The organism is Streptomyces sp. MS19, from assembly GCF_047200595.1.
Lineage (GTDB): Bacteria > Actinomycetota > Actinomycetes > Streptomycetales > Streptomycetaceae > Streptomyces.
In genome coordinates, this window is record NZ_JBJZOH010000005.1 from 167,518 (window position 1) to 192,003 (window position 24,486).

Sequence of the window (24,486 nt, forward strand, 5' to 3'; positions counted from 1 at the left end):
GTCAGCCGATCGCGGCGCCGTAGACGTGCTCGACGGGCATCACCATCAGGACCCGCCGGTCGGCCACCATCACCGAGCGGTACTCGTCCCAGTCGGGGTGCTCCCCGGCGGCGCGCCGGTAGTAGTCCACCAGCGCCTCGACCTCGGGCCCTTGCGGGTCGGTGCCTGGCCCGACGAGCGTGGCGGTGCCCTCGGCGGTGGCCCAGGCCATGCCGTCGGGGCGGGTGACCTCCAGGGTGGCGCGGGGGTCGCGCCGGAGGTTGGCGGTCTTGGCGCGCCCCTCGGTCATCGAGACGTAGAGGAGGTCGGACTCCGGGTCGTAGTAGGGCTGTACGGGCGACAGCTGGGGGCGGCCGTCCGCCTTGATCGTCGCGAGGACGCCCAAGCGGCCGGCGGCGAGCAGCGTACGCGGATCGAACGAAGTGGTGGTCATGTCGGCAGTCAATTCCGCACCCCGCTCCGCTTATTCCGCGGCCTGCTCCGTACGGGCGCCGGCCCGGACGTCCTTCCGTGCTCCGAGCCGCTTCCGCGAGGCGCTGGTGGCGAGCGTCCCCACAACCGAGTACTTCGCCAGCGGGTACCCGGACCCCATCGCTCCGTCGCCACCGTGACGCCCGTCAGATCTCCGGCGGGACGACGACGCGTCCCGCACGCGTGTGCAGGACGCTCCCGCCTGTCGCCGGGACGGGCCGGTCCTCCAGGTCCCGCCACGCCTCTTCCACCAGTTCGCCCAGCCTCGCGATCGTCCGCGCGTGGACGGCGCCCCTGGAACGGCTCGTTTCGAGGTGGCGGAGCCGCCACTTCCCGTCGGCCGTACGTCGGCGCGCATCGAGCGGCGGTCGCGTGGGGAGCTGGACGAGGTGTTCGAGGGCCGGCCCGCGGAGTTCGTCGCTCGGACAAGTCCGCGACGAGCCGCGGCCACTGGACGACGACCGCCCGTTCCCACAGTTCCTGCGGCAGCATGGTGGGCACGTGGTGGCCCTCGCCGACGGGGAAGTCCCGTGAAGAGCGGGCCCGTGCACCACGCCGTGCTCGCCGTCCTCGGCGGTCAGGAGCGTGCCGAACCGGTGGGCGAAGTCGAAACGCCGACTCTGTCACTCCGACAGTTCGGCCGCGCCCGCCGTCAGCACGTCGAGTGCATCCCGCCACGCGGCGTACGCCTTGCCGTGATCCGCTCCGCTCAACTCCCCGTCGGCGAAGGAGCGTCCTCGGGGTCCACGATCGCGCGCAGGGCCGCGATGTGCGCCCGGTACGCCCGACGTCCCTCCGCCGTCAGGCGGAGCCACACCCGCTGGCGCGTGTCGCGGACCGCCTTGCGCTGGCCGACGTAGCCCGCGTCCGTCAGCACGGTGACGTGCTTGCTCAACACCGACGCCGACACCCCGAGTTGCCGCTGCACGAGCCCGAACTCCGCCTCCTCCGCGGCCTCCAGCAGCGCGCAGATCCGCAGCCGGTTCGGCGCGTGGATCGTGGCGTCGAACCCTTCCAGCAGGTCGCCGCTCACGCGCCCTCCCGCCGGTGCATCCGGACGAACACCCGGTGGTAGCCGACCGACGCGGCCGCGGCGATCGCGGAGGCCGCGACCAGCCAGGCGGCCTGCCCGGTGGCGGCGAAGGCGGCGGGCGCCCCGAGCAGTACCAGCGGCAGGCCGGTGAACAGCGGGATCAGCAGCCGCCTCGGCAGCACGTCCGTCCGCAGCGCGACGCCCGTCTTCTCCTGCCATCCTTTGGCGGCCACGGCCAGGAGCGCCATGAACACGGCGGTTCCGGCCGTCATGACGACCACCCACCGCGAGTGGGGCAGCAGCCAGTCGGAGTCGTCCAGGGCGCCGCCGACGGCGAACGGCAGCCCCGCCAGGTACACCGTCAGCGTCACCGCGAACCACGTCGGCCACGGGGTGGCCGACAGCGCGGCGGTGGACGTGCTGACCTGCTCCGCCTCGGCCAGTGCCGCGCGCGCCTGCTCGGGTGTGGGACGTGCCCTGTCTGTTTCCATGCCGGAAAGACTAGCCGACACTTTCCAACCCGGCAAGAGTCGAGTTTCCCCCTCGGCAACGAAGCGCGCGTGTGCGAGTGCGTGCGCGCGTGTTCGACCCACGGGCGCAGCACTGTTGTTCTCTGTGTGCGCGTGGGATTGACGCGCCCGCGTGGGGTGCTACGTTCCGCACAGCGACACCGCCGTCACTCCACGTCCCGAACGGCCCTGCCGCCACGCCCAGTTCACCCGTCCCCCCGCCCGCGCCCCGGCGCCCGTGGGCCCCACCCTGACCGGCAACGACCCGCCAGGGCCGCCCGGCCTGACCACGAATGGTGAGAATCGGTGATCAAAAAGCTCCTGACCGCTTTCGTCGCCCTCGCGGCGGCGATACTCGGCCTCACCTTGGGCACCGCCGCCCCCGCCGTCGCCGCCGCGCCCACCCCGCTGCGCCTGATGCCCCTGGGCAACTCCATCACGGACGGCGTCGGCAGCAGCACCGGCAACGGCTACCGCGCCCCCCTCTGGGACGCCCTCGCCGCCGACGGCCACTCCCTCGACTTCGTCGGCTCCGCCCGCGCGGGCAACATGGCCGACCCCGACAACGAGGGCCACTCCGGCTGGCGCATCAACCAGATCGCCTCCATCATCGACGCCTCCCTGGCCCGCTACCGGCCCAATGTCGTCACGCTGGAGATCGGCACCAACGACCTGAACAACAACGACGATCCGGCGGGCGCCCCCGCCCGCCTCAGCGCCCTCATCGACCAGATCGTCAGGGGCGCCCCGGACGCGACCGTGGTCGTCGCCTCGCTCGTCGTCTCCACCAGCCCGACGCTGGAGACGTACCGGGCCGCGTTCAACCAGCAGATCCCCGGCATCGTCGCGGCGAAGCAGCAGGCGGGCCACCACGTCCGCTATGTGGACATGAGCAGCCTCACCACCGCCGACCTGGCCGACGCGCTGCACCCTAACGACGCCGGCTACCGCAAGATGGCCACCGTCTTCCAGGGCGGCATCCGCGCCGCCGAGGCCGCGGGCTGGCTCCAGCCGCCGGTGGCCACCGGCGGGCAGGTCCGCTCCGCGCTCGCCGGCAAGTGCATGGACGTCAACGCCTCCAGCAGCGCCAACGGCACGCGCGTCCAGCTCTGGAGCTGCAACACCAGCACCGCCCAGTGGTGGACCCTCCGCTCGGACGGCACGCTGCGCGCCCTCGGCAAGTGCCTCGACGCGAACGCCCACGGCACGGCGAACGGCACCAAGCTCCAGCTGTGGGACTGCACCGGCGGCGCCAACCAGGTGTGGCAGGTCCACAACGGCGGCTACCGCAACCCGGTCTCGGGCCGCTGCGTGGACGTCCCCGGCTCCACCACCGTGGACGGCACGCAGCTCCAGCTCTACGACTGCAACGGCACCAACGCCCAGCGCTGGACCTCCCTCCCTGTCGCGGCCTGACGCGACAGCCCCGCCGTACCCCACCTGCCCGGGGTACGGCGGGGCGCGGGCCGCTTTCAGGGGCGCGCCGGCGCCTCCTCGTGCCCGGCGAGCCAGAGCCGCAGCCGACTCTCGTCCTCGGCCGCCACGCACACCTCCCGCCCCCAGTGGTCGCTGAGCCGCCGCGCCACCTCCACGAGCCGGCGGCGGTCCTCCCGCGTCCACGCCGGACAACGCGCCCAGCCGTGGCCGGCGATCGTGTCGCCGAGTTCTTTGAACAGCAGTGCCACGTACCGCCGTTCCTCCTCCTCAGTCAACGGCGCGACCGCGTCCTCGGCGGGCACCGGCCGGACGTTGAAGAGGTCTCGCGTCACCATGCGGGCTCGCAATCTGCTCAGGTCTCGTCCGCGGCAGCCTAGGTGCTGTGACGGGAAGGTACGCCGGGTTCTCGCGGTCCACGCCCGTCTCGCCTACCATCTCCGGCCATGCCGGAAGCCGGACACGTCCTGGACTGGTTGCAGCACTGGTATGCCGCGCACTGCGACGGCGACTGGGAACACGAAGGGGGCGTGGCGATCGGCACACTCGACAACCCGGGCTGGACCGCCGGGATCAGCCTGGAGGGCACGGGCCTGGCGGACCGGGCGTGCCCGCGGCAGCAGGTCACCCGGGACGAGCACGACTGGGTGGTGGTCTGGACGGCGGAGAAGACGTTCCACATCGCCTGCGGGCCCGGCAACCTGACCGAAGCCCTCACGCTGTTCCGCACCTGGGCTTCGGAAGGTGCCCCGCCAGGAGCGTAGGAGAGGCGGCAGTGGATCGCGCCCGCCCAGCGGCTCTCCTGCGCCACAGCCCGCCCGACCGGCCACGCCGGACGCCATCGTGCGCGACGATCCACCGCGAAGGCCGACTGAGAAGCACAGCGCCAGCCGACCGGCGGCGCGCGACTTCCACGCCGCCCAACCCCCGCGCCCCGGGAGCCGGGTCCGAGCCCCCACCCCAGCGGTCAGTCCTCCAGGCGGACAGGCATCAGGATCGAGAAGGTGTCCTCGGTGTCGGTCCGGCGGATCGCCAGGGGCGCCGTGGGGGCACCGAACTCCAGCACCAGCTGGTCCCGGGCTCCGGCGGCGAGGGCCTCCAGCAGGAACTCGCGGTTGACGGCGACGATCGGGTCCTGGCCGTCGTCACCGTCCTCGCAGACGGTCACCACGCCGTCCGCCGCCACCTTCAGCAGGCTGAGATCACAGGGAACCCCGTCCTGCTCGCGCACCTCGCTCGCACGCACAGGGCCGCTCTCCAGCGTCTCCCGGAAGGCCGGGACGTCGACAAGGGCACGGCGCCCCGCCGGCAGGCGGACGAGACGACGGTAGTCCGGGAAGTCGTGGTCGAGGCACTGGCCGGCCACCTGACGGTCCCCCGTCTCCAAGGCGACGCGGTCACCGTCCACCGTGAGCTGGACGGACGCGTCATCGGTCAGCAGCGCCCGCATCGCGTCGGCGAGCGGGGACGGCACGATGACCTGCGCACGGGCCCCGCCGTGCCCGGTGGTGGCGGCCTGCGCGACGGCCATCCGGTACCGGTCGGTGGCCACGACACGGAGCTCGTCGCCCTCGATGTCGAACAGGACACCACCGAGCGTCGGCAGCTCCGGGTCGGTACTGGCCGCGAAGCGGACCGCGTCCAGCGCGGCGGCCAGCGCGGGTGCGTGGACAGCCGACCGGACGGTCGTGGTGCGGAGCGTGGTCATGGGATTCTCCCTGCATTCGAGTAGCGCTCGGATCGTGGAGAACTCGTTGCGGGCATCGGACAGCCCGAGTTCCAGACGGCGCAGATGCGCCAGGAGCAGCTTCCGCACCAGATCGGTGTCCGCGCCGGACCATCCGGCCAGCACCAGCCGGATGTCCGCCAACGGCATACCGGTCCGGCGCAGCCGGGCCAGCAGCCGGGCCTCCTCGAACTGCTCGGGGCCCGCGTACCAGCGGTAGCCGCTCACCGGGTCCACCCAGGCCGGGACCAGCACGCCGGCCTTGTCGTAGAACCGCAGGGCGCTCACGCTCAGCCCACTGTCCCGGGCCATCTCACCGATACTGCGCATCTCGCTCTCCACACCGAGCACTCTGTGCCCTCCACCATGTCGAGGGTCAACAGCAACATGCCGCAGACCCGAAGGTCGGCTCCTCGGCGTCTCTCGCAACACACGGCGGAACCACCCCGCCCCTCCAGGTCAGCGGACCGACCATCGCCGTTCGCGGCTGGCGGCAGCGTCCTCACGGACACCTCCGAACAGACCGGTGATCGGGATGCCAGGGGACAAGGCGGTTCCGCCACGTCTCACGACGCGTGCGCTTCGGCGTTCGGGCATACGGCGAGCAGCCAACGGCCGTCCTCGGCCCGCGTCATGACGTACAACGGGCTGCCCTCGCTGTCGCCGTCCGCCGAGTGGTGGACCTGCCGCACCTTGACGGCCGGCACATCGGGCCGCACATATGGGGGGACTGGTCGCGGCCTGACGCGACAGCCCCGCACCCTCCTTCAAGACGGCGCGGGCGCCTCACGCCCGGCGGGCCGCCAGAGCCGGACGCGGCTCTCGTCCTCGTGGAGAGGGTCGTGGCCGACAGACCCGAGTGGGCTGGCCCGGACGCTGGAGCGCAGCGCCGATCTGTGGTGCGGTGCCCCGGCGTCGGACACACCTCAGCCTCACCTCGACTGGCTCGCCGAACGCGCGGAAGACCTGCGTGAAGACGGCGAGCAGTGTGCCCGCGCCGCAGCACCCGTGACGGCACGGCCCGTGCCGAGCCATCGACCTGCACACAAGCAGGGCCCGTCAGCGAGCTGACAGGCCCCTCACGCATGGCCGCGGGCGCGTCAGTGGTCCCGCGTCCAGAGCAGCGTGACCTCCATGCCGTCGAACCGCCAGCCCTCGGCGGTACGTTCGGCGGTACAGGCCACGCGCAGCCCGCTCTCCTTGTGCGGCGGCTCGCCTTCCCGGAAGAAGGAGACGAGCTGGTTCGCGTCGGCCGACGCGCGGTCCGCGTCGCCGGTCCCTGCCACCAGCACGTCACCGTGGACGTGCTGGGTACGGACCCCTTCCACCTCGCTCCCCTTCAGCAGCGCGACCAGCTCGGCCAGGCCACGCAGTTCACCGCGCGGCGAGCGCCCCCCTGAAGCAGTCGCTCAAGACAGTGGCGGCGTCATCGTGCCGCCGCTCGTCCAGCAGGCGGGCGAACAGGTCGGCGATCTCGGCCCGGTCGGCGAGCGGGATCTCAAGGGACAAGGCGGTTCCTCCAGCGGGTGTGTCGATCGGTTCTTCCTCCCCCTTGTCTCACGACGCGTGTACTTCGGTGTTCTGGCCCACGGTGAGCAGCCAGCGGCCGTCCTCCGCACGCGTCAGCACGTACAACGGGCTGCCCTCGCTGTCGCCGTCCGCCGAGTGGTAGACCTGCCGCACCTTGACGGCCAGCACGTCGGGCCGCACGTACTGCGTGTGCGCCACCTCGTACGTCACCGCGCCGTCCCAGTCCGAGTTGGGCAGGACGGCCCACGTGAACTCGGCGATCGCGTCGCGCCCGATCAGCACCTTGCCGTGCGCGGTGGTCCACAGCGCGTCCGGGTGGAAGAGGGCGAGGAAGCCCTCGGGGTCCTTCGCCCGCTGGGTCCGCTCGACGATGGCGACGATCTCGGTGACGGCCTTGAGGTCGTCGGCGTTCACTGCGTTGTCTGCGCTCATGGACACGATGCTGCAAGTTCAACAGCTCTTGAGGTCAAGCGCGGCCCTGGGCGCCGGAGGGACAATGGCATCGACGCGGACCGGCGGGGGCCGGTCCGGAAGGGAGACACATGGCAGCCGGACACCACGTCGAGGCGGCGGTGGTCGAACAGCACATCCGCGTGGAGGTCAACGGCCAGGTCGTCGCCGAGACCCAACAGCCCGTGCTGTTGAAGGAGACAGGCCTCCCCGACCGCTGGTACATCCCCCCGGCGGACGTCCGCCTCGACCTCTTCGACCCCTCGGACCTGCGCACGACGTGCCCCTTCAAGGGCGAGGCGACCTACTGGACCCTGCGCGACGCGACGAACCCGACACGCAACATCGCCTGGACCTACCCCGACCCACTCCCGGCGGTGTCAGCAATCAAAGACCACCTGGCCTTCTACGACCGCCACGCAACGGTGACAGCACTCCCATGACAGCACCCACACCCAGCGCGTCCAGCAATGGCAAAGTAAGTAAAATCCACCCGCACCCCGCGATAAACCCGCAGGTCACTCACTCTCTTCCCCGCGCATGCGGGGGTGTTCCGTACGGCGCCGCGGACGACGTGCTGCTGTACGTCTCTTCCCCGCGCATGCGGGGGTGTTCCCCGCTGTCCGGTGTCCCCCGAGGCCGTCTTCCCCTCTTCCCCGCGCATGCGGGGGTGTTCCCAGCGCGCGCCGTCTCCTTGAAGTCCAGCTCCGCTCTTCCCCGCGCATGCGGGGGTGTTCCCAGGCCGCCGCCGCTGAGGCGTACGAGCGCGCCCTCTTCCCCGCGCATGCGGGGGTGTTCCCGTGTCCCCCGCCATCCGCTGATGGCGCAGCCACTCTTCCCCGCGCATGCGGGGGTGTTCCCGCGAGGGTCGCCGGCTGGGCAGCGTTCCTCCGCTCTTCCCCGCACACGCGGGGGTGCTCCAGACGCGGATACCGGCGGGACCAAGTACTTCGTTTCTTCCCAACACATGTTGGGTTTTCCGGCGCGTGGCCAGCGGTGGTGAAGGGTGGGGCGGGTGGGTTATTGGATCAGGTCGGTGTGGGGGTGGTCGGGGGAAGTCGGGCAGATGTAGAGCTGCATGTTGTCGGTGCTGCCGACCTGCACCTGGGTTGGCTGTGAGGGGTCGTTGTCGGCCCGGTGGCTGTCGGCGTAGGCGGCGGCGTGTTCCTCCTGCGGTGCCCAGCTGCGTGCCGCGCCGCCGTCCCATTCGTAGGAGGCGATGGTCAGCAGGGGAACCATCCGGGCGTCGCAGACCGTGCAGGACTGGGGGTAGGGGTCGGTGCGGCCCCAGGGCGGCCAGCCGCCGACTTTCCAGCCGGGAGCCTCACCCAGGCACTCGTCGTAGAACACCCGAGCTTCATACGACTCGGAGTGGTATTCGCCCGCTTCCTGCTGCCTTCTCCACTCCTCCAGCATCTCGCGCGCCTCCGGGCTCACCCCGGCCTCGGCCGTCAGCCATCGGTCCCAGTCCTCCAGCGCGGCCTGGATCTCCGGGTCCACCTCGTAACTGTGGGGGTAGTCGGTGATCGCTTCAGGCGCGAGCAGGCACGGCACCGGCACGTAGTCGTCGTTCTCCACCTCGAACGGCTCCGGCGGCGCGGCGAGGACATCGGTGACGTCGGCGGCGGACCGCCAGAACAGCCTGGTCAACGGCTTGGGGTACGACTCGTGCTCGTAAGGGCACCAGAGGACCTGGAGCACATCGGCCTGCCCCGGCGGCCGCAGCACAGGTATGTCGCGCAGATACAGCTGCGCCACCGGCAGCAGCGGGACCGGCTGTTCCGAGGGCAGCGGACCGGCGTCGAGCCGCTCCGTGTACTGCACGGCGAGCCGGTCCCTGATCGCACTCTCCTCCGGCGTGAACGCGGGCCCGTCAGGTTCGGCGTGCCGCCGGGCGAGCACGCGCCTGAGATGCCGCGCTTGCGCGAGCGAGGTGCGGAACCCGCTGTCCACGTGCGGCTCCCCGCAATGCGGCCACGGCTCCCCGGCCGGCCACAGCAGCGGCCCCCCAACGGAACTGTCTCCCACCGAGGGCGCCCCCGGCCGGGGATGCAGCCGGATCGCCTCCCGCGCCAGCGGAGCCAGTTCAGGAAAGACAACGGCGACATCGACGGACCGTGGCGGAGTAGTACGTACGAACACCATGCCCGCGATCCTGCCACCCACCACTGACAGTCACCATCGCCCCCGTGACCCGGCTGCGGGCTCAGTCGGTACGCGGCTCCGCCCCGGCCGCGTTGTCCGGGGCGAAGATGCGGCGGACGAGTTCCTCCTCCGGCACCACCCTTATCCCGGCGGGCGGCGGCTTGCCGTGCGGGTCGCGCGCACCGGCCGGGTCCTCGTCCAGCCAGATCAACACGCCCTGGTAGAAGCAGAACCAGCTTTCGTCCACCAGCCTCACCAGCCGCCGCAGCCCCTTCCGCGTCCGCCCGCGCGGCGCGCCCACCGCCGCCACCCCCAACGCGGCCCCCACCGCCGCCGCCACAGCAAGGGACGAGGAACGTTCGCGGTACGGCATCTGCCGCACTCCTCTCTTCTCGGTCGTGCTTATGAACGGTTCCGGGTCGTCCCCGTCGATCAACCGCTGCCAGCGGCGGCCCAGCGTCGTGCGCGGCCTGCGGTGCCGCCCGCCCGGCCGCGCGCGCACCGCGCGCGGCGAGGAGAGGCCGGGCGTGACGTACAGCGGTACGTCACGTCCCTCCTCGTCCACCGGCAGGTGCGCGCTGGCGTGCGCGTGGTCCTCCACCGCGCCCTGCAACGTTTCGAGGCACGGCCCGCAGGCGTACAGCGGCGCGGCGACGGCGGGCGTTCCGGTGGAGACGGTCCCGATCCAGGTCACGAGCGTGTTCCTGTGCCCGCACCAGAGCCAGCAGAGGCCGACGGACCACGACGGCTCCGCCCCGGCGTTCTCACCGGTCATGCGGCGGCTCCTCGTGGTCGTGCGCGCCGATCACCCGCGTGATCCACAGGATCAGCAGCACGGCCCCCAGCCACAACCCGCCGCCGACCACCGACACCAGCCCCAGTACGAAGCCGATCCGCCTCGCCGTCCTCATCACGCCGCCGCTTCCCCGCAGTTGAGGTGCAGGCCGAACCACACGGCCTTGCCCTGGTGCACCGTCTCGCAGCCAAACTCCTCAGCCATCGCCCGCAGCATCCACAGGCCGCGCCCCGACTCCGCGTCCCACGCTGGCTCGACCACGACGGGCAGCCGGGGCGAACGGTCGTGCACCAGCACCCCGACCAACTCCCCGTCCAGCACCACGGCGAGACGGCAACGGGGGTCGTCCACGTGCCGCACGACATTCGCCAGCAGCTCGCTCACCCCCAGGCACGCAAGTTCGACCGCGGGCGCGGAGGCCCCCCAATCGCGCAGCACGAGAGCCAGGGTCCGCCGCCACGTCTCGATCCCCCGGGCCTGAGCGAGTAAGTCCCACGCGAACGCGTGCCTACGCTCCTCGAAGAACCGGACCGGAACCGTCATGACTGCCCTCCTGACTTCCCCGCGCCTTTCGCGGCGCAAATGCGGTTACCGTCATGACTGTTAGCGTCGGGACGGCTACGCTTCGCAGGTATCAGCATCCCAGCAGAACGCGGGGGCTACAGGCCGGAATTGAGAATTCTGGTCATCAATTTCTCCCGAGAACTCCCACCCACCACCGACACGTCGTGCCGGATCGAAGAACGTTCTGCTGTGGCGCAGAACGTTCCTTGCCGGAGCGGAACATCACACGTCAGACTGGTACACGGAAGGACTGTCGATGACCCTGGACACCGAGTCGGCCACGCCCGCGCTGTGCAGGCTCCAGCTGGGTAGCGAGCTACGTCGCCTACGCCTGGAGGCAGACCTGTCAGGCGCCTACGTCGTCAGGAAGCTGCTGTGGAGCCCGTCCAAACTGACTCGCCTGGAGACAGGCGAGAACGCTACTGTCGAGCAGGCCGACATCATGGCCCTGAGCGAGATCTACGGAATCGACAACGAGACACGCGCGCTCCTGATGGAGTACGCGGCCGTCACCAAGACACGCAGGGACTGGTGGCAGTCACCGGAATACCGCCCGGTGATCGAACCGGGTTTCAGGGCATTCCTCGGCCTCGAAGCCACAGCGGCATCACTGCACAACTACGCGGCGGAATACGTCCCTGGACTGTTGCAGACCGAAGCGTATGTCCGAGTCATCCACCAGAGTGCCTACCGGAGACTTAGCACGGAGGAAGTGGTCAGGCATGTCGCGATCCGGATGAATCGCCAGGCGATTCTGCGGCGTAGCAGGGACCCACTCAAGTACACAGCCATCATCAACGAGGCCGTTCTGAGAAGGCGGATCGGCGGCGCAGACCTCATGCGTGAGCAACTGGCTCACATCGTCGAACAGGCAGAGACCTTGCCCAACATAAGGGTTCAGGTCGTCCCGTTCACCGCTGGGGCCCACGCTGGCATGAACGGCAGCTTCGAACTGCTCCGGTTCCCGGATGGGGCCGGGCCTCGATCAATCGTCTACCTGGAGAACCTCGCCGACGCATGGGTCAGCCGCCGCGAGCAGAGCGTGAGCCTGTACGCAGATGCGTTCGCGGACATCCAGGCATTGGCGCCTGGCCAGGAAGAGTCACTAGCTATGATCAAGAAGGCAATTAAGGAGCACTGACAGATGATCAACAGGAAGCTGGACACAGCCGGTGCCCGGTGGGTCGTGTCGAGCTACAGCAACGACCACGGTGGTAGCTGCGTCGAAGTCGCCGTCGCCGGGATGCCCGGTGTCGCCGTACGCGACACCAAGGACCGCCTCGCCGGTACAGCGCAAGTCTCCACTGCTGCGTGGACCGCGTTCCTCGGGGCCGCCACCGGCGGGTACTTCAGCCCGGCGGACGTCTCCTAACACCGGCAGTCACTCGGCCCCCGCCAGCCACACCACTGTGCGGGGGCCAGCCCTATCCGGCCACGATCAGGCCGATCGCCATAGCTGGCACCGCCGTTGGGAAGCCATCTCCTCGTGACGACAGACACCCAACTCGACTGGCACGTCTCCTCCTACAGCAACGATCAGGGCGGGGCATGCATCGAGGTCGCGTGGCGAACCTCCTCGTACAGCAACGACCATGGCGGTAGCTGCGTCGAGGCGCCCTCGCGCCGACGGTGGCCTTCCGTGACACCAAGGACCGGGCTGCGGGGGCGGCGCGCGTCTCACATGCCGCATGGACCGCGTTCGTCGGGGCGGCTACGACTGGCCACTTCACCAACTCGGCGGACGCCTCCTGATACCGGCAAGCGCCCAGGCCCCGCCAGACACACCCACTGTGCGGGGGCCAGGCTTGTTCGGCTGTGCGCCCGGTGCCGGATGGCCGCTCTCAGGAGGCCATCTCGGGGGCGGTCAGCGAAGGTACGTCTTCTGCCACTCCACCGAGGACATGGTGAGCGCAGCTTCCGCGAGAGCCTGAGCGGAGGGCGTCTTCAGCTTCTCCCGACTGTTGTCGATCCAGCCCTGGACGTTCGAACAGCCCTGCTCGCGGTACTCGACGGCCTGGATCAGGCATTCCAGCTTGTCCGCGTCATGGGCGCAGATGACCTCCAGGGAGTCGCCGTGTTCGTACTCCTCGACAATGCGCCGAGCAGCCTCGCGGACAGCCGGATGGGCGGCCGAGACCTGGTCCGCGGTCACCTTCTCGTTCGACGCCGCGTCGAGATACCGACGCCCGATGTGGGGGATGTCGCTGACACGCGTCTCCTGTGTGTCGTGCCAGAGGCCGAGCAGCGCGGTCTTCGCCGGGTCGGCGCCCTCCATCATGGCGAGCACCGAGCCGATGAGACCGACGCGGAACGAGTGCTCCGCGATGGTCTCCGGGTCCTTTACTCCCGCGATCCACCATCCGGACCGCTTGGCCCGCTTCAACATCCCCACCTCGAACAGGAACCCGGCGGTACCCTTCGCCCGCTCTGTCTCTTCCGTCATACTGTGTGCCTCCAGTTTCACGTTCGGTGCTCGCGTAGAACGTAATGCACCTCGCTGAGCTCCCGCCTTGATCGCGGGGAGATCCGGCCGCCGTCGAAAAGCGTCTCGGCCCGCTCGCCCAGCCGTACCGCGAAGTCGGGCGAGGCAAGAGGGAGCCACCTGTACGCCGTGACCAGCGCCCAGAGGGAATGCACGTACAGATCTACGAAGCCAGGTGTTTCATGAAAGCCCTCGATCAACGCATGGAGGACAAAGGAGGCTTCCCACCCTTCGAGTCGGCGGTTCCGCATGAACCCGTCGTTCGCCTGCGGCAAGGATGAGGTGCCCAGCCAGTAGGCCCAGTAGTTGAGGTTAGCGGCCTCAGCGGTGTCATCGTCGGCCATCGAACGCTCGATGAAGTCGAGCAGCGGTTGTGGGTCTCCAAGGCGGGCGAGAGCTGTGGCAGTCGAGCGGGCCTCGGCCCAGCGCGGCGTCCACCCCCGAGCCGTGAGAGCATCACGGCCCGCGTGCAGAGTTTGGGCGCGCCATGACGACACCTCGGAGGTCCGATCGTACGAGGTGAGATACAGCGCTTGGCGGTGGAGCAGAGCACTGGCCTCTCCTGACCGGCTGGCAGACTCCGCCGTGTCCCAGAGGTGGGTGAAGAAGGCGCCGCGTTCCTGTGCTCCGAGAAGCGGGGCTTGGGCCACAGGACCACGACGGGGCAAGGCCGACCGGCCCGCAAGGGCGGGTGGGGTTGTGCCGTTCACGGCCCAGGCGATCATGTGGGCGGTGTCTCGGGTGCGCACCCAACCCGCGAGAGGGTGCTCGCGCAGGGAACCGGTGGGGTCGAGTGCCATGCTGATGAGGTGGTCGGCGTCCATCGCGGGATCAAGCAGCCGAAGGACAGAAGGGTCCGCGCCCAGGGTGACCAGTCGGCGCCGCAGGTCCAAGAGAGCGCCCGCCTTCACGTTGGCCAACGGGCGACGGCCCGACTCCCAGCCCTGTACCGTGGCGAGGTCTGCCGTCAACTCCTGCGCCAACTGGGCCTGAGTGCGCGGGATGCTCTCGCGCGCAAGACGGAAGACGAACCCGGCGATCGCGCCCACGGCAGTGCTACGCCTTGCCGGCGCTCTACCGGTCATGAGGCTCCTCAGTGCACTCGGCTGCCCCAACCCGTACTGACAGTCAGTCCTACCGCACTGGCGGCGACCTTACGGTGATTCCGACGGAATCGACAAGGGTGTCCAAAGACCCGGTATCAGGACCCGGGGCCCGGCTCGTGTGCCGATTCCTCGAAGCGCTCCGAGGTGGGCAGTCACGTGATTCGGACGTGCATCCCGCCACGCCGACGGCGCGCGTTCTCACGTTCCCGCTCGCCCCACCGAAGCGGTAGAAATCATCGAAAGGGGGATGGCCTTCTCATGACAACGCCGACCGGGGACTACTTCACGTACCCGCCCCCTCGTCGTGTGGGCGCCCTCGCCCTCATCGAGCGAAGCGGCGAGTTCTTGGTCATCCAGCGCTCGTACTGGCAGGAAGTCTCCCGGTGGGGCCTTCCGGGGGGCTCCGCCCAGCCGAATGAGCTGCCCCGGCGTGCGTTGAGCCGACTGCTCGCCGAAAAGCTCGGGCTGCGCGCGACGGCGGACGCCCTCCTCGCACTCGACCATGCGCCGGAGTGGCCCGGAAGGTTCCGCGAGGGAATGAACTTCGTCTACCACGTCAGGCTGTCGGGACAGGCGGAAGTGACAGTGTCCGATTCCAGCGGCTACGCCGAAAGCCGCTGGCTCACGCTCGACGGCATCGCTGAGTTGGCGGTCGATCACGAACTTCTGCGCATCCGGCAGTGTGCCGAGGCGCTGCGTACCGGCTCCTTCAAGGAGCTGCTGATGGGCATCCCCATGATCTGAGGAGGGACCCGTGTTCCTGCCCTATCCCATCATCGAGCAACTGTCCCCGCAGCAGGTGACCACCTGGGAGAAGCACTTCGCCGGAAACGAGCACGAACGGCCGCGCGCGGTCGAGGAAGGCATCTGGCGCCGTACCCAAGACCCCGCCAATGCCGAACAGTCCGGCTGGCACGCGGACGGCTCTGGCCGCCGTCGTGTCGTGCACTACCGGTATCGCTACGCTCTGGACTACACCTTCCCGGTCCCTCGGCTGGTGCTGTCGGACCTTTACCTGTTCCACTCCCTGACTGTGCCGGCCGGTGAGATCGACGCCTACCGGCGCGACATCAACGGCTGGCTGGCGCAGGGGCGCTGGCGGGAGAAACAGGGCTCGTGGCGTCGTGGCGACCTGCTGGTCACCTTCACCGAGTACGACGAGCACCCCCAGGACGAGCGTGCCGGCCGTGACGCTCCGGCAGGTTTCCGTTCGCTGGACGTATGTTTCACCTCCGAGGACTTCCACGTTCCCCGCACCGTGCGAAATCTGCCGTGGGACGTGTTGGCCGGCGGCATGCGCCTGAAGGATCAGCGCGGCACCCCGGACATCGCCGAGGACCTCAGCGGGCTGCTGGACCACCTGCCGTTCCAGGTCGAGGCAGGGTGCGGCACGTCGATCGAGGCCGGTATCCCCCCACTGCACTTCCTCCACGAGGTCTACCGGGTCACCGCACGCACGGACAACGCGCTCACCCAGTCGCACGCTTTCACCCTCACCCCGGCGGCAGACACGCTGGTGCGGGAGATGCTCACCGACCCGGCCGGGAAAGCACCGGCCTTGGTGCGGATGTTCCAGGCGTGCTTCCTCGCCGAACCGACGCCGGCCCACCGGGCGCTGAAAGCTCTCCACGATGCCGGGCACATGGTGGGGCCCGTCATCACCCACAACTTCGATGTGCTCTCCGCGCGCGCCGGGCTTCCGGAGTGCTTCGTGCGTCGCTACGACCAGAAGATCCCGCCCGTTCCGCTCCTGGACGAGGCGAAGTCGCTGCTGGTCATCGGCCTCCATGCAGACCGGCGCGCGGTCCAGAAGCGGGCCAGGCAGAAGGGCATGAAAATCTTCTTCGTCGATCCGGAGGGTCTTCAGGAGAACGGCGTGTTCAAGGAGTACCCGGTCGAGGGCGCCCGTGAGGGTGACGTCGTGGTCCGCGATGAGGCCATCCCCGCGCTCACGCAATTGTGCGAGCTGCTGAACATCACACCTTGAATCGGCAGCACGTCCTGCGCCGCGTGTCGTTCAGGCGTGACCGGTAGCGTCGGGGCAGCGCCTCGGAAGGTGCGCCCCGACCATCAACGAGTAGGACATCCATGCGTGTATCAGTGATCGGCTGTGGCCACCTGGGCGCCCCGCACGCCGCCGCGATGGCGGAACTGGGCCACGAGGTGATCGGCGTCGAACTGAACTCGGAAACCTGCCGGATCCTGCAAAGCGGCAAAGGCGCCTTCTACGAGAAGGGCCTGGACGAGTTGCTGACCCGGCACGTCCACTCCGGGCGGCTCCGCTTCACCACCGATCTGGCCAAGGCCGCCGACTGGGCCGACCTGCACTTCATCGCGGTCGGCACACCGCTCCGCGAGGACGGCCGTGGATACGACGTCAGCCAGGTCATCGGTGCCATAAGGTCACTGACCCCCCTGCTGAAGCGGCCTTGCACGATCGTCGGCAAATCGACCGTCACGGTCGGCACCGTCGCCCGACTCCAGGAGATCGTGACCGCCGAGGCCGCCGATGACGTCGATCTCGTGTGGAACCCCGAGTTCCTGCGTGAAGGGCACGCCGTGGAGGACTCGCTCCGCCCCGACCGTATCGTCGCGGGCCTGACCTCGGCCGAGGCCCGCAAGGCCATCGAGCAGGTCTACGCACCGATCCTCGACAGCGGGAACGTGGAGCTGATCGTCACCGACCCGCAGACGGCCGAGATCCTGAAGTCTGCGGCCAACGCCTTCCTCTCGACGAAGATCTCGTTCATCAACGCGATGGCGGAGATCTGCGACCTCACCGGGGCGGACGTCAACGCTGTCGCCCACGGGATCGGCATCGATCATCGGATCGGCCACGGCGGAATGCGCCCGGGCATCGGCTACGGCGGCGGCTGCCTGCCCAAAGACGTGGCCGCCTTCACCCACCGCGTCGGGGAGATCGGCGCGGCGGGCGCCGCCGGACTGCTCACAGCGGTGGAGTCCATCAACGACAGCCGCATGGACGCCGCCCTGGCCCTGGTCGAGAGGGCACACGACGGGCCCCTCGACGGCGCCGCGATCGCCGTCCTCGGCGCCTCCTTCAAGGCCGGCACCAGCGACGTGCGGCACTCACCCGCCCTGCGTCTGGCGGGCCGCCTGCACCAGATCGGGGCCCGCACGGTCATCTACGATCCCGAAGCCTTGGACGCGGCCCGTCGCTTGCGCCCCGAGTACGCCTACGCCGACAGCATCGCCTCGGCCCTCGACGGCGCCGAGCTGGTGGTGCTGGCCACCGAATGGCCCCACTTCACTGCGGACCTCCAGCTCCCTTCCCAGGCCGCCACGACAGTGCGCAGGAAGGTCCTGGTGGACGTGCGCAACGCCGTGGACACCGCCGCCTGGATCGCGGCCGGCTGGGAAGTCTGGCAGCTCGGCCGCCCTGCCCAACGCCCCACCACATAGTTCCGGCGGACCCGCCGGGTGCCCCATCCCCTCACTCGAAGCGGAGGCTCTTTCGTGGCAGACATGTGGACGCAGATCCGAGAACTCAGAGGCCGGGACGAACGGCGAAGCGGCGCCGCTGATCCGGTCAGGGAGCTTCTTCTGGTCAGCAAGGTTTCCGAGGAGGCCAACGAAGCCGCCGAGCTCTACCGCAGGTACAAGGGCTGGGGTACCAACGGGGAGGTCACAGCCACACTGCGCGAGGTCCAGGACGAGATCTGCGCGGCGATCATGGCCGGCATGGTGGCGCTGGACAGGCTCTCCCCCGGCGAGTCGGCACGCGAGTTCTGGGGCAACTACCTCGATTACGGCTGCACCAGGGCGAAGCAGGAGAACGCTCAGCACTCCTGAGACGCGGCGCCCCCTGCGACTACCGTGGGGGGCGCCCATTTCCCACGCGTCGAAGCGAGCTGTTGTGGTGGATTCTCTGCCGAAGAGGCGGTCCGGATGTGTGATCGTCGTCATGACCGACCGTGGGGAAGTCCTCCTGCAACACCGCGATGACAAGAAGGGCATCTGCTGGCCGGGGTACTGGTCCGTTCCAGGTGGTGGACGGGAGCCCGGCGAGACGCCGGGGGAGGCGGCCTTTCGAGAACTCAAGGAGGAGACGGGTATCTCGCTCGACAGCCTCCAGCAGGTCACGGTGACCGACTATGACCCCGCCCCGGCGAACCCTCCGCATGTCTTCCTCGGAATCTGGAACGGCCACGAGAGCGACCTCGTCCTCGGCGAGGGCCAAGCCCTCGCGTTCGTACCCGTCGACGCACTCCCCGCGAAGATGCCACCCCACATCCGGCACTACGTGACACAGATCGCGTCGGGGGCCTACTCGACGGACGCATTCGGTCGCGGCCACCCCTGACTCGCGGCAGGGCCGCAATGGCGCTTCGGTCGGCGGCGGGGACTTCATGCATCCCGGGCGGCAGATGAGGGGGCGGGCAGCACGGGGGCAGGAACACACTGTCCGGAGGCCAGGCCTATCCGGCCACCCTCCGACTGATACCCACAGTCGGCGCCACCGCAGGGCAGCCATTCCCTCGTGACGACAGACAGCCCACTCCACTGGCACGTCCCCTCCTACCGCAGCGGTAAGAACGACGCATGCGTCGAAGTCGCCCTCGCGCCGACAGTCGCCGTGCGGGACACCAAGGACCGTGCCGCCGCGACCGCCCGTGTCTCTGCCGCCGCGTGGGCGGCGTTCATCGGGGCCGCCACCACGAGGCGTCTCGGCGACCCAACAGGCGTCGTGTAAGAAACCGCTCGACAACGTCACCCGGTGCGTGAACCATGCCCCGCATGGCGCGACTCAAGGACATCGTCTTCGACAGTTCCCGCCCCGCGGCCACGGCCCGCTTCTGGGCCGCCGCCCTGGACGGTTACGCCGTCGCCCCGTACGACGAGGCGGAACTCGCCCGGCTGCGCGCCGCCGGGATCACCAGCGTCGAGGACGACCCGACCGTGCTCGTGGAGACGACCGACGGCGGGCCCCGCCTGTGGTTCCAGCTCGTACCCGAATCCAAGGTCGCCAAGAACCGCGTACACCTGGACGTGTTCGCCCAGGACCCGGAGGCCGAGACCGAGCGCCTGACCGCCCTCGGCGCGACCGTTCAGGCCCGGCACGCGGACAACACCGTGCTGGCCGACCCGGACGGCAACGAGTTCTGCCTGTTCAAGGACGACTGAGGACCACCGACCCCGCCCCAGACGCACGAGAGCCCCACCCGGCAGCCTGGGGGAGGGACCGCCTTGCGGGGCTCTCGCGGGTCAGAGGTACGGCGGGGACCGCACCCCGGACGCAGTGACCCGTGCCGCCGACCCCACCTCACGCGGCGGCCGACGACCACCCGCCCGGCGGAACGGAGAGTACGCGCGTCGGGTGGGGCTTCGGGGTACTACACCAGCGCGGCGACGCGCTTGTGCAGAGTCGTCGGCAGGTCGTTCAGTGGTCGCCACTCGGCGGCGGAAACCTCCTCCTCCTGAATCCGGGGGGTCACCTCACGGACCGTGCGGAAGACGAACCGGAAATCCGCGTGCTGGTGTGCGGGCTCCCCCTTCGCCGGGTTCTCGGGGATGTCGTGCACGTCCACGTGAACGGGCATCTCCAGGATGGGGAGAAACCCGCTGTCCACGCCGGTTTCCTCGGCGAGTTCCCGCAGCGCGGCACGCATGAGTGCGGAGTCTTCGCGCTCCAGGTGTCCACCCGGCGTCAGCCACTTGCCGGTTGCGTTGTGGTGGATGAGCAGCACGTTCCCGGCGTCGTCGATGAGCACGGCCCCAGCGGTGACGTGCAGCGGGGACGTGCTGCGGCTGGTCGGGTCGTCGTCCCGGTCCAGCGCGGCGAACACCGGGGCAAGGCTGTCCTTGTCCTCGGGGTGCTCGTCCGCGTAGCCCGTGAGGACGGTCCGGATGTGTGCGGGGGAAATGGCCATGTGCCTTACCTGTTCCAGTAGTTGAGCCACTGCGCCGCGATGGCTCTTCGGTCGGCGGCGGGGACTTCATGCATCCCGGGTGACAGTCCACCCCGGCCTATCGCTCGCGTCGCCGCGATGATCTCGCCCTGTACCAGGAAGATGAACGGTCCGACGCTCGCACCGTGCAGGAAGTTGACCGCTTCCCCGCCGTTGAGCAAGTAGAAGTAGTGGCCGCTCGTCTCGTACCGGGTGACGTGGGCACCGAAGTGGGAACGCCGGTAGCCCTCCGGAAGGCTGGACAGTTCCAACTCATCCTCCGAGCTGGTGACCGTGGCGACGTACGCGCCGTTTCGCAGCGTGGGGAAGTCCTCGCCCCGCAGGGAGAGAGATCCCGTGGCGCACAGGACGAGCCCGGCGGCGGCGTGGATGGCCGCATCCCGGTCCCGGGCGACCCCGAACCCCTGCGAGAGCGCCTGTGCACGCCGCACGGGGTCGATGTCGTACACCGTGACATGAACCCCCTTCGCATGCATCAGACGGGCGATGCTGGACCCGAGCTTGCCGAAACCGATCACGAGCGCGGAACGGCCGTGCAGGATGTCCCCGCGCTCACGCAACAGCGCCTCGGCGGAGAACACCACGCTCTGACCGACCAGGAAGTCTTCCGGGTCCTTGAGCGGAGAACGAGCGACCGAGACCACGGGGCACGGCAGCTTGGCCCGCTCCGCGTAGCGCTTGTGGCCGTTCTCCGTGTCTTCGACCACGCCCAGGATCGTGCCGGAGTAGCGCGCGCACAGGTCGTCCAGCACGGGCGCGAAGTACCCGCCCACGTCGAGCAGAACGAGCCGCTCGCCGGCCGCCCGGCCTTCCAGGTAGGACAGCGCCGAGTCCGGATCGGTGAACAGCTCGCGCGTCAACTCGTCCACAGTGAAGGCGCGTTCCACTTCACGCCGAGCGTTGTCGTTGATCGACTTCGGTTTGGGAAGCACTGCGCGCAGGTCGGAGACGGTTCCCACGGCACGCACGAACGCGGGCCGCTCGGGCAGCAAGTGCGTGATGAGCAGTGAGGACGGACGGGCAGCCGGCTCAGGGGCGAAGTCGGCCGCGATGCGTGACCAGTAGGTGTTGAGCCTGGCCCTGTCGGACGGTTCCAAAGGTCTCCCCTTCCCTTCGGTGGTGTAGCCGTCCCGGGTGGCGACACGTCAGGGCGGCCGCGACCCGGACCGGAGTCAGTACCACCAGCAGCGCGCATAGCTCGGGCGGTTCGGTGTCGTCCTAGCCTCACCAACTGCCCCTTTGCGTAGCGCGATTCCGCATTACGCTAGGTGACTCAGCGACAGGCGACCAAGCCGCTTCTACGTGATTGCACGTCACCTACAAGATCGCTTGCCGCGCTCTGTTGATCAGCTCTTTCGCCTCGGCTCCGTGAACCGCCATCTCCGCCATCCGCGAAAAAGTATCCGCATACGCCTCTACCTCACTCGGCTGCGTAAGCGCGAGATATCCGGAAACCAGTTCGACATTCACCTGGGTGGAATCGTAGATCCAGAAATTTTCAACGGGAAGTTGCGTGCGCCGCCGACGCGCAGGAATGACCCCAACACTTATATTGGCCAGCCCGATCACCGTCACGACGTGCGCGAGCTGCTCATCGTGCACCTCGGGGGAACTCAACGAGTTTCGCAGAACGGACTCCTCGATCAGGAACGCGAAGGTCCGCCGCCCTTCGTGCATAACTCGCTGCCGTTCCATTCTCGCAGCCACTGCATCGGCTACGTCATCCAGCGCGACCCGTTGCTTTTGAATCATCCGTAACACGTCTTCGGTGTACCGATAGGTTTGCAGCAGTCCAGGGAAGGCCCACGAGCCGTACGAACGGAACCTGCGGGTCCTCTCGTACAGCGGAAGCCTTTCGGTCTGAGAACGTCGAAGACCCGCCCGCTCCAGTCGGCGCCAGGTACGCCAGATACCCTCTACGTCACGTGAAGAAGCAACAAGATCCGGCACCTGGTCTTCCGCCCCACAAGCAGTACACCAGATGCGGATGTCATCTTCACTTGGCCGCGTTTTCCCGGTTGCGATGCGAGACACTTTGGAAGGATGCCAGCCGCACAAAGCAGCCAGCCCCTTTCCTTCCAACCCGGCATCTTTCGCCAGTTCGCGAAGCCTGTCCGCAAGCATTTGACGAGCTTGCTGAACGCTGGAGGATTCCGATCGAGGCATGGCGATCAGACCGGCGCGTACCCTTCGTGCGGAGTCGCACGCCCCCAGACGGCCTCGAAGGATGCTGTGCACCACTTCGCCAACTCGGGATCTTCGACGTACTCGCGTTCCATCAGAACACCATCACCGCTGAAATAGTGGAAGAGGACGAGACTACTGTCAAATACCCAGAAGTCCACGGCAGGCACAGCAAGATCTTTGGCCGCCCTCCGGGGAAGCCAACGCACTTCTTCCCCGGCCAAGCAGTTGGTCAGTGTATAGGCGTACTCCCATTGCACATATTCACTCAAAGGTTCCGAGACAACGCGCGCCCTCCGCACTTTCACTCCACGACCAACGGCCGAGTGAACAGCGTCGTGCCAGCCTTCCCACCAGCTATCCCGATTTTCGGGCGTGAACTCTCTGTTCCCGTTGCGCCATTCCAAGTAGTCCGGGTCGCTACTGGCATAGTGGTCACGAACTTCAAGATGAATGGCGGAGGCCCTGGCCTTTGCCAGTGGCTCACGGGCGGGAGGCTTCACTCGGCTGGTCTCCATCCGGGCGCGGGATGTACTGAATCATGGCTTTGGGGAGGCGGATGATGCTCTCATGGCCCGGCACGCCGGTGCCGTGCCCGGGAAGGGAACCAATTTCCTGGCATGCCTTCACTTCTTCTTCCGTCGCGGTGTACGACTGGATCAGCAGATCGCCGGTGTCTTCGTCCAGCCAAATGGTGGGCGAGTCATCCTTGCCGGTGTTCGGAATGATTCCAAGGAAACGCAAGCGCATGGCAACCCCCTGTGCCGATCCAATTGCAGACGATTGCTTGATGGTTGGCCAGATAGTGAGGACCCGTCAAGAGTGCCTGAAGCCCTCGCGCAGCCTTGCCCCATATGGGGAACGGGCAGCACGAGGGCTATAGGGGCGCGGGGGTGGTCGCCGCACTCGACGGACGTTTCGTCTTCGGGTGCCATGGTCACGGTTTCGGCGGCGGGGTCAAACCCCCGGCCGCCGGGCGGCTAACTGGCGTCGGCCACACGTTCTTCCTCGACGCGGGCGAGGAAGAACGCGCGGACGTCCTCGGCGAACAGCTCCGGGACCTCCATCGCGGCGAAGTGGCCGCCGCTCTCGAACTCCGACCAGTGCCGGATGTCGAACAGCCGCTCCGCCAGCGGCCGTACCGACTGGGTGATGTCGTGCGCGAACACCGCCACGCCCATCGGCACCTTGCACGGCAAGGTGCCGCGCCGCACGTCGTGGTGCAGCCGCGCCGAGGAGGCCGCCGTGGCGGTCAGCCAGTACAGGGACACGTCGGTGAGTATCCGCTCGTCGTCCACGGGGGTGGCGGGGTCGCTCCAGTGGGCGAACCGTTCGGCGATCCACACGAGTTGGCCGACCGGCGAGTCGGTGAGCGCGTAGCCGATGGTCTGCGGTGTGAGGGCCTGGAGAGCCTGGAAGGGCGGGCGGACGGCCATCAGCGCCCTGATCTTGTCGAGCCTGGCCTCGTCTTCGGCGGACACGGGGACGTCCGGATCGGGGCGCACCGGCAGGTAGTTGACGTGCACGCCGACGACGTGCTCCGGCGCGACCACGCCGAGGGCCTGGGAGATGCCCGAGCCGAAGTCGCCGCCCTGCGCGCCGTACCGCTCGTACCCGAGGCGGCGCATCAGCTCCGCCCAGGCCCGCGCGATCCGCGTGGCGTCCCAGCCGCGCTCGTGCGTGGGTCCGGAGAAGCCGTAGCCGGGGATGGACGGGATGACCAGGTGGAAGTCGCGCGACAGCGGCTCGATCACGTCCAGGAACTCCAGGAACGAGCCGGGCCAGCCGTGCGTGAGGACCAGCGGGAGCGCGTCCGGCTTCGGGGACCGCACGTGGACGAAGTGGATCGTCTGGTCCTCGATCTCGGTGGTGAAGTGGGGCAGTTCGTTGAGCCGGGCCTCGTGGGCACGCCAGTCGTAGCGGGTGCGCCAGTGGTCGGCCAGCTCCTTGAGGCGGGCGAGCGGGAAGCCGTAGTCCCAGCCCGCGTCGGCGACTTCGTTGGGCCAGCGGGTGCGGGCGAGGCGGTCACGGAGGTCGTCGAGGTCGGCCTGGGGGACGGCAACGCGGAACGGCTCGATGGCGTGGGAATCGGAAGGGGACACGGGATCTCCTGCGGGATCAGACCT

At 68.8% G+C, this 24,486-nt stretch carries 33 protein-coding genes, 1 pseudogene and 1 CRISPR repeat array; of the genes and pseudogenes, 13 read left to right on the forward strand and 21 right to left on the reverse strand.

All coding sequences use genetic code 11. The annotated features are described in order from the left end of the window. Position 1: 1 nt before the first annotated feature. The 3 genes from ACL02R_RS07675 to ACL02R_RS07685 all read right to left on the reverse strand — a co-directional run bounded on the left by ACL02R_RS07675 (position 2) and on the right by ACL02R_RS07685 (position 1,995). Positions 2 to 433, reverse strand: coding sequence for a PPOX class F420-dependent oxidoreductase (locus ACL02R_RS07675; RefSeq protein ID WP_412796101.1), 432 nt, complete (start codon positions 431 to 433; stop codon positions 2 to 4). A gap of 747 nt (positions 434 to 1,180) precedes the next feature. Further along, entirely contained in the window at positions 1,181 to 1,504 is a 324-nt protein-coding gene (locus tag ACL02R_RS07680; protein WP_412796102.1) for a transcriptional regulator, read from the reverse strand. Next, entirely contained in the window at positions 1,501 to 1,995 is a 495-nt protein-coding gene (locus ACL02R_RS07685) for a hypothetical protein (RefSeq protein ID WP_412796103.1), read from the reverse strand. Before ACL02R_RS07685 ends, ACL02R_RS07680 begins: the two co-directional genes overlap by 4 nt. A 327-nt stretch (positions 1,996 to 2,322) precedes the next feature. Between ACL02R_RS07685 and ACL02R_RS07690 the strand changes: the two genes are divergently transcribed. Then, on the forward strand, positions 2,323 to 3,429 hold the full coding sequence (locus tag ACL02R_RS07690; RefSeq protein ID WP_412796189.1) for a ricin-type beta-trefoil lectin domain protein: 1,107 nt from the start codon (positions 2,323 to 2,325) through the stop codon (positions 3,427 to 3,429). A 56-nt stretch (positions 3,430 to 3,485) separates the two neighbouring features. Here ACL02R_RS07690 and ACL02R_RS07695 read toward each other — a convergent pair whose 3' ends face one another. Further along, on the reverse strand, positions 3,486 to 3,785 hold the full coding sequence (locus ACL02R_RS07695; RefSeq protein ID WP_412796104.1) for a hypothetical protein: 300 nt from the start codon (positions 3,783 to 3,785) through the stop codon (positions 3,486 to 3,488). A gap of 108 nt (positions 3,786 to 3,893) precedes the next feature. Between ACL02R_RS07695 and ACL02R_RS07700 the strand changes: the two genes are divergently transcribed. Further along, positions 3,894 to 4,211, forward strand: coding sequence for an immunity 53 family protein (locus tag ACL02R_RS07700; protein ID WP_412796105.1), 318 nt, complete (start codon positions 3,894 to 3,896; stop codon positions 4,209 to 4,211). A gap of 203 nt (positions 4,212 to 4,414) precedes the next feature. On the opposite strand, the gene ACL02R_RS07705 is transcribed toward ACL02R_RS07700, so the two are convergent. From ACL02R_RS07705 to ACL02R_RS07725, 5 genes and pseudogenes are all read right to left on the reverse strand, one after another. Then, positions 4,415 to 5,503, reverse strand: coding sequence for a MerR family DNA-binding transcriptional regulator (locus ACL02R_RS07705; RefSeq protein ID WP_412796106.1), 1,089 nt, complete (start codon positions 5,501 to 5,503; stop codon positions 4,415 to 4,417). Positions 5,504 to 5,739: 236 nt separating this feature from the next. Beyond that, positions 5,740 to 5,895 (reverse strand): annotated as a pseudogene (locus ACL02R_RS07710) (DUF4440 domain-containing protein); the annotation flags it as partial. 378 nt (positions 5,896 to 6,273) lie between these two features. Next, positions 6,274 to 6,501 (reverse strand): hypothetical protein, encoded by a 228-nt coding sequence (locus ACL02R_RS07715; protein ID WP_412796107.1) that lies wholly within the window; start codon positions 6,499 to 6,501, stop codon positions 6,274 to 6,276. 46 nt (positions 6,502 to 6,547) lie between these two features. Beyond that, positions 6,548 to 6,682, reverse strand: coding sequence for a hypothetical protein (locus tag ACL02R_RS07720; RefSeq protein WP_412796108.1), 135 nt, complete (start codon positions 6,680 to 6,682; stop codon positions 6,548 to 6,550). 48 nt (positions 6,683 to 6,730) lie between these two features. Continuing rightward, entirely contained in the window at positions 6,731 to 7,135 is a 405-nt protein-coding gene (locus ACL02R_RS07725; RefSeq protein WP_362955684.1) for an SgcJ/EcaC family oxidoreductase, read from the reverse strand. Positions 7,136 to 7,245: 110 nt separating this feature from the next. On the opposite strand from ACL02R_RS07725, the gene ACL02R_RS07730 reads away from it, so the two are divergent. Beyond that, positions 7,246 to 7,596 carry a DUF427 domain-containing protein gene (locus ACL02R_RS07730; protein ID WP_398840832.1) on the forward strand — a complete coding sequence of 117 codons (351 nt, stop codon included), beginning with the start codon at positions 7,246 to 7,248 and terminating at the stop codon, positions 7,594 to 7,596. 84 nt (positions 7,597 to 7,680) lie between these two features. Beyond that, a CRISPR array of direct repeats spans positions 7,681 to 8,075; the repeat unit is 29 nt; unit sequence CTCTTCCCCGCGCATGCGGGGGTGTTCCC. A 98-nt stretch (positions 8,076 to 8,173) separates the two neighbouring features. Here ACL02R_RS07730 and ACL02R_RS07735 read toward each other — a convergent pair. The 4 genes from ACL02R_RS07735 to ACL02R_RS07750 form a co-directional block, all read right to left on the reverse strand. After that, positions 8,174 to 9,106, reverse strand: a complete 933-nt coding sequence (locus tag ACL02R_RS07735) for a hypothetical protein (protein ID WP_412796109.1) — start codon at positions 9,104 to 9,106, stop codon at positions 8,174 to 8,176. Positions 9,107 to 9,359: 253 nt separating this feature from the next. Further along, complete coding sequence (locus ACL02R_RS07740; RefSeq protein WP_412796110.1) at positions 9,360 to 10,073, reverse strand: hypothetical protein; 714 nt, start codon at positions 10,071 to 10,073, stop codon at positions 9,360 to 9,362. Then, complete coding sequence (locus tag ACL02R_RS07745; protein ID WP_412796111.1) at positions 10,063 to 10,209, reverse strand: hypothetical protein; 147 nt, start codon at positions 10,207 to 10,209, stop codon at positions 10,063 to 10,065. The genes ACL02R_RS07740 and ACL02R_RS07745 overlap by 11 nt, the downstream gene beginning before the upstream one ends. After that, positions 10,209 to 10,637 carry an ATP-binding protein gene (locus tag ACL02R_RS07750; protein ID WP_412796112.1) on the reverse strand — a complete coding sequence of 143 codons (429 nt, stop codon included), beginning with the start codon at positions 10,635 to 10,637 and terminating at the stop codon, positions 10,209 to 10,211. Before ACL02R_RS07750 ends, ACL02R_RS07745 begins: the two co-directional genes overlap by 1 nt. Positions 10,638 to 10,914: 277 nt before the next feature. Here ACL02R_RS07750 and ACL02R_RS07755 point away from each other — a divergent pair, with 277 nt between their 5' ends. From ACL02R_RS07755 to ACL02R_RS07765, 3 genes are all read left to right on the forward strand, one after another. Continuing rightward, positions 10,915 to 11,799: a helix-turn-helix domain-containing protein gene (locus ACL02R_RS07755; RefSeq protein WP_412796113.1), complete on the forward strand. Its 885-nt coding sequence runs from the start codon at positions 10,915 to 10,917 to the stop codon at positions 11,797 to 11,799. Between the two features lie 3 nt (positions 11,800 to 11,802). Further along, entirely contained in the window at positions 11,803 to 12,030 is a 228-nt protein-coding gene (locus ACL02R_RS07760; RefSeq protein ID WP_412796114.1) for a DUF397 domain-containing protein, read from the forward strand. A gap of 257 nt (positions 12,031 to 12,287) precedes the next feature. Next, positions 12,288 to 12,410, forward strand: coding sequence for a DUF397 domain-containing protein (locus ACL02R_RS07765; RefSeq protein ID WP_412796115.1), 123 nt, complete (start codon positions 12,288 to 12,290; stop codon positions 12,408 to 12,410). A 112-nt stretch (positions 12,411 to 12,522) separates the two neighbouring features. Here the strand turns inward: ACL02R_RS07765 and ACL02R_RS07770 are convergent, their stop codons facing one another. Next, a complete protein-coding gene (locus tag ACL02R_RS07770) occupies positions 12,523 to 13,101 on the reverse strand; it encodes an HD domain-containing protein (RefSeq protein WP_412796116.1) in 579 nt (192 codons plus the stop codon). A gap of 17 nt (positions 13,102 to 13,118) precedes the next feature. Next, a complete protein-coding gene (locus ACL02R_RS07775) occupies positions 13,119 to 14,189 on the reverse strand; it encodes an XRE family transcriptional regulator (RefSeq protein WP_412796117.1) in 1,071 nt (356 codons plus the stop codon). A 315-nt stretch (positions 14,190 to 14,504) separates the two neighbouring features. Between ACL02R_RS07775 and ACL02R_RS07780 the strand changes: the two genes are divergently transcribed. From ACL02R_RS07780 to ACL02R_RS07810, 7 genes are all read left to right on the forward strand, one after another. After that, positions 14,505 to 14,990: an NUDIX domain-containing protein gene (locus ACL02R_RS07780; RefSeq protein ID WP_412796118.1), complete on the forward strand. Its 486-nt coding sequence runs from the start codon at positions 14,505 to 14,507 to the stop codon at positions 14,988 to 14,990. 10 nt (positions 14,991 to 15,000) lie between these two features. Next, a complete protein-coding gene (locus ACL02R_RS07785; protein WP_412796119.1) occupies positions 15,001 to 16,233 on the forward strand; it encodes a hypothetical protein in 1,233 nt (410 codons plus the stop codon). A gap of 101 nt (positions 16,234 to 16,334) precedes the next feature. After that, on the forward strand, positions 16,335 to 17,669 hold the full coding sequence (locus ACL02R_RS07790) for a UDP-glucose dehydrogenase family protein (RefSeq protein ID WP_412796120.1): 1,335 nt from the start codon (positions 16,335 to 16,337) through the stop codon (positions 17,667 to 17,669). 63 nt (positions 17,670 to 17,732) lie between these two features. Further along, entirely contained in the window at positions 17,733 to 18,059 is a 327-nt protein-coding gene (locus ACL02R_RS07795; RefSeq protein WP_412796121.1) for a hypothetical protein, read from the forward strand. Between the two features lie 100 nt (positions 18,060 to 18,159). Then, positions 18,160 to 18,570, forward strand: a complete 411-nt coding sequence (locus ACL02R_RS07800) for an NUDIX domain-containing protein (protein ID WP_412796122.1) — start codon at positions 18,160 to 18,162, stop codon at positions 18,568 to 18,570. Positions 18,571 to 18,747: 177 nt separating this feature from the next. After that, a complete protein-coding gene (locus ACL02R_RS07805; protein WP_412796123.1) occupies positions 18,748 to 18,960 on the forward strand; it encodes a DUF397 domain-containing protein in 213 nt (70 codons plus the stop codon). Positions 18,961 to 19,004: 44 nt separating this feature from the next. Next, a complete protein-coding gene (locus tag ACL02R_RS07810; protein ID WP_412796124.1) occupies positions 19,005 to 19,391 on the forward strand; it encodes a VOC family protein in 387 nt (128 codons plus the stop codon). A gap of 209 nt (positions 19,392 to 19,600) precedes the next feature. Here the strand turns inward: ACL02R_RS07810 and ACL02R_RS07815 are convergent, their stop codons facing one another. From ACL02R_RS07815 to ACL02R_RS07840, 6 genes are all read right to left on the reverse strand, one after another. After that, complete coding sequence (locus ACL02R_RS07815; protein ID WP_412796125.1) at positions 19,601 to 20,137, reverse strand: NUDIX hydrolase; 537 nt, start codon at positions 20,135 to 20,137, stop codon at positions 19,601 to 19,603. A gap of 5 nt (positions 20,138 to 20,142) precedes the next feature. Further along, positions 20,143 to 21,273, reverse strand: a complete 1,131-nt coding sequence (locus ACL02R_RS07820) for an adenosylhomocysteinase (protein ID WP_412796126.1) — start codon at positions 21,271 to 21,273, stop codon at positions 20,143 to 20,145. Between the two features lie 220 nt (positions 21,274 to 21,493). Beyond that, positions 21,494 to 22,342 carry a helix-turn-helix domain-containing protein gene (locus ACL02R_RS07825; RefSeq protein ID WP_412796127.1) on the reverse strand — a complete coding sequence of 283 codons (849 nt, stop codon included), beginning with the start codon at positions 22,340 to 22,342 and terminating at the stop codon, positions 21,494 to 21,496. A 5-nt stretch (positions 22,343 to 22,347) separates the two neighbouring features. Continuing rightward, positions 22,348 to 22,863 carry a DUF6879 family protein gene (locus ACL02R_RS07830; protein ID WP_412796128.1) on the reverse strand — a complete coding sequence of 172 codons (516 nt, stop codon included), beginning with the start codon at positions 22,861 to 22,863 and terminating at the stop codon, positions 22,348 to 22,350. Beyond that, positions 22,844 to 23,110, reverse strand: coding sequence for a hypothetical protein (locus tag ACL02R_RS07835; RefSeq protein WP_412796129.1), 267 nt, complete (start codon positions 23,108 to 23,110; stop codon positions 22,844 to 22,846). The genes ACL02R_RS07830 and ACL02R_RS07835 overlap by 20 nt, the downstream gene beginning before the upstream one ends. Positions 23,111 to 23,340: 230 nt before the next feature. Beyond that, positions 23,341 to 24,462, reverse strand: coding sequence for an epoxide hydrolase family protein (locus ACL02R_RS07840; protein ID WP_412796130.1), 1,122 nt, complete (start codon positions 24,460 to 24,462; stop codon positions 23,341 to 23,343). Positions 24,463 to 24,486: the final 24 nt, after the last annotated feature.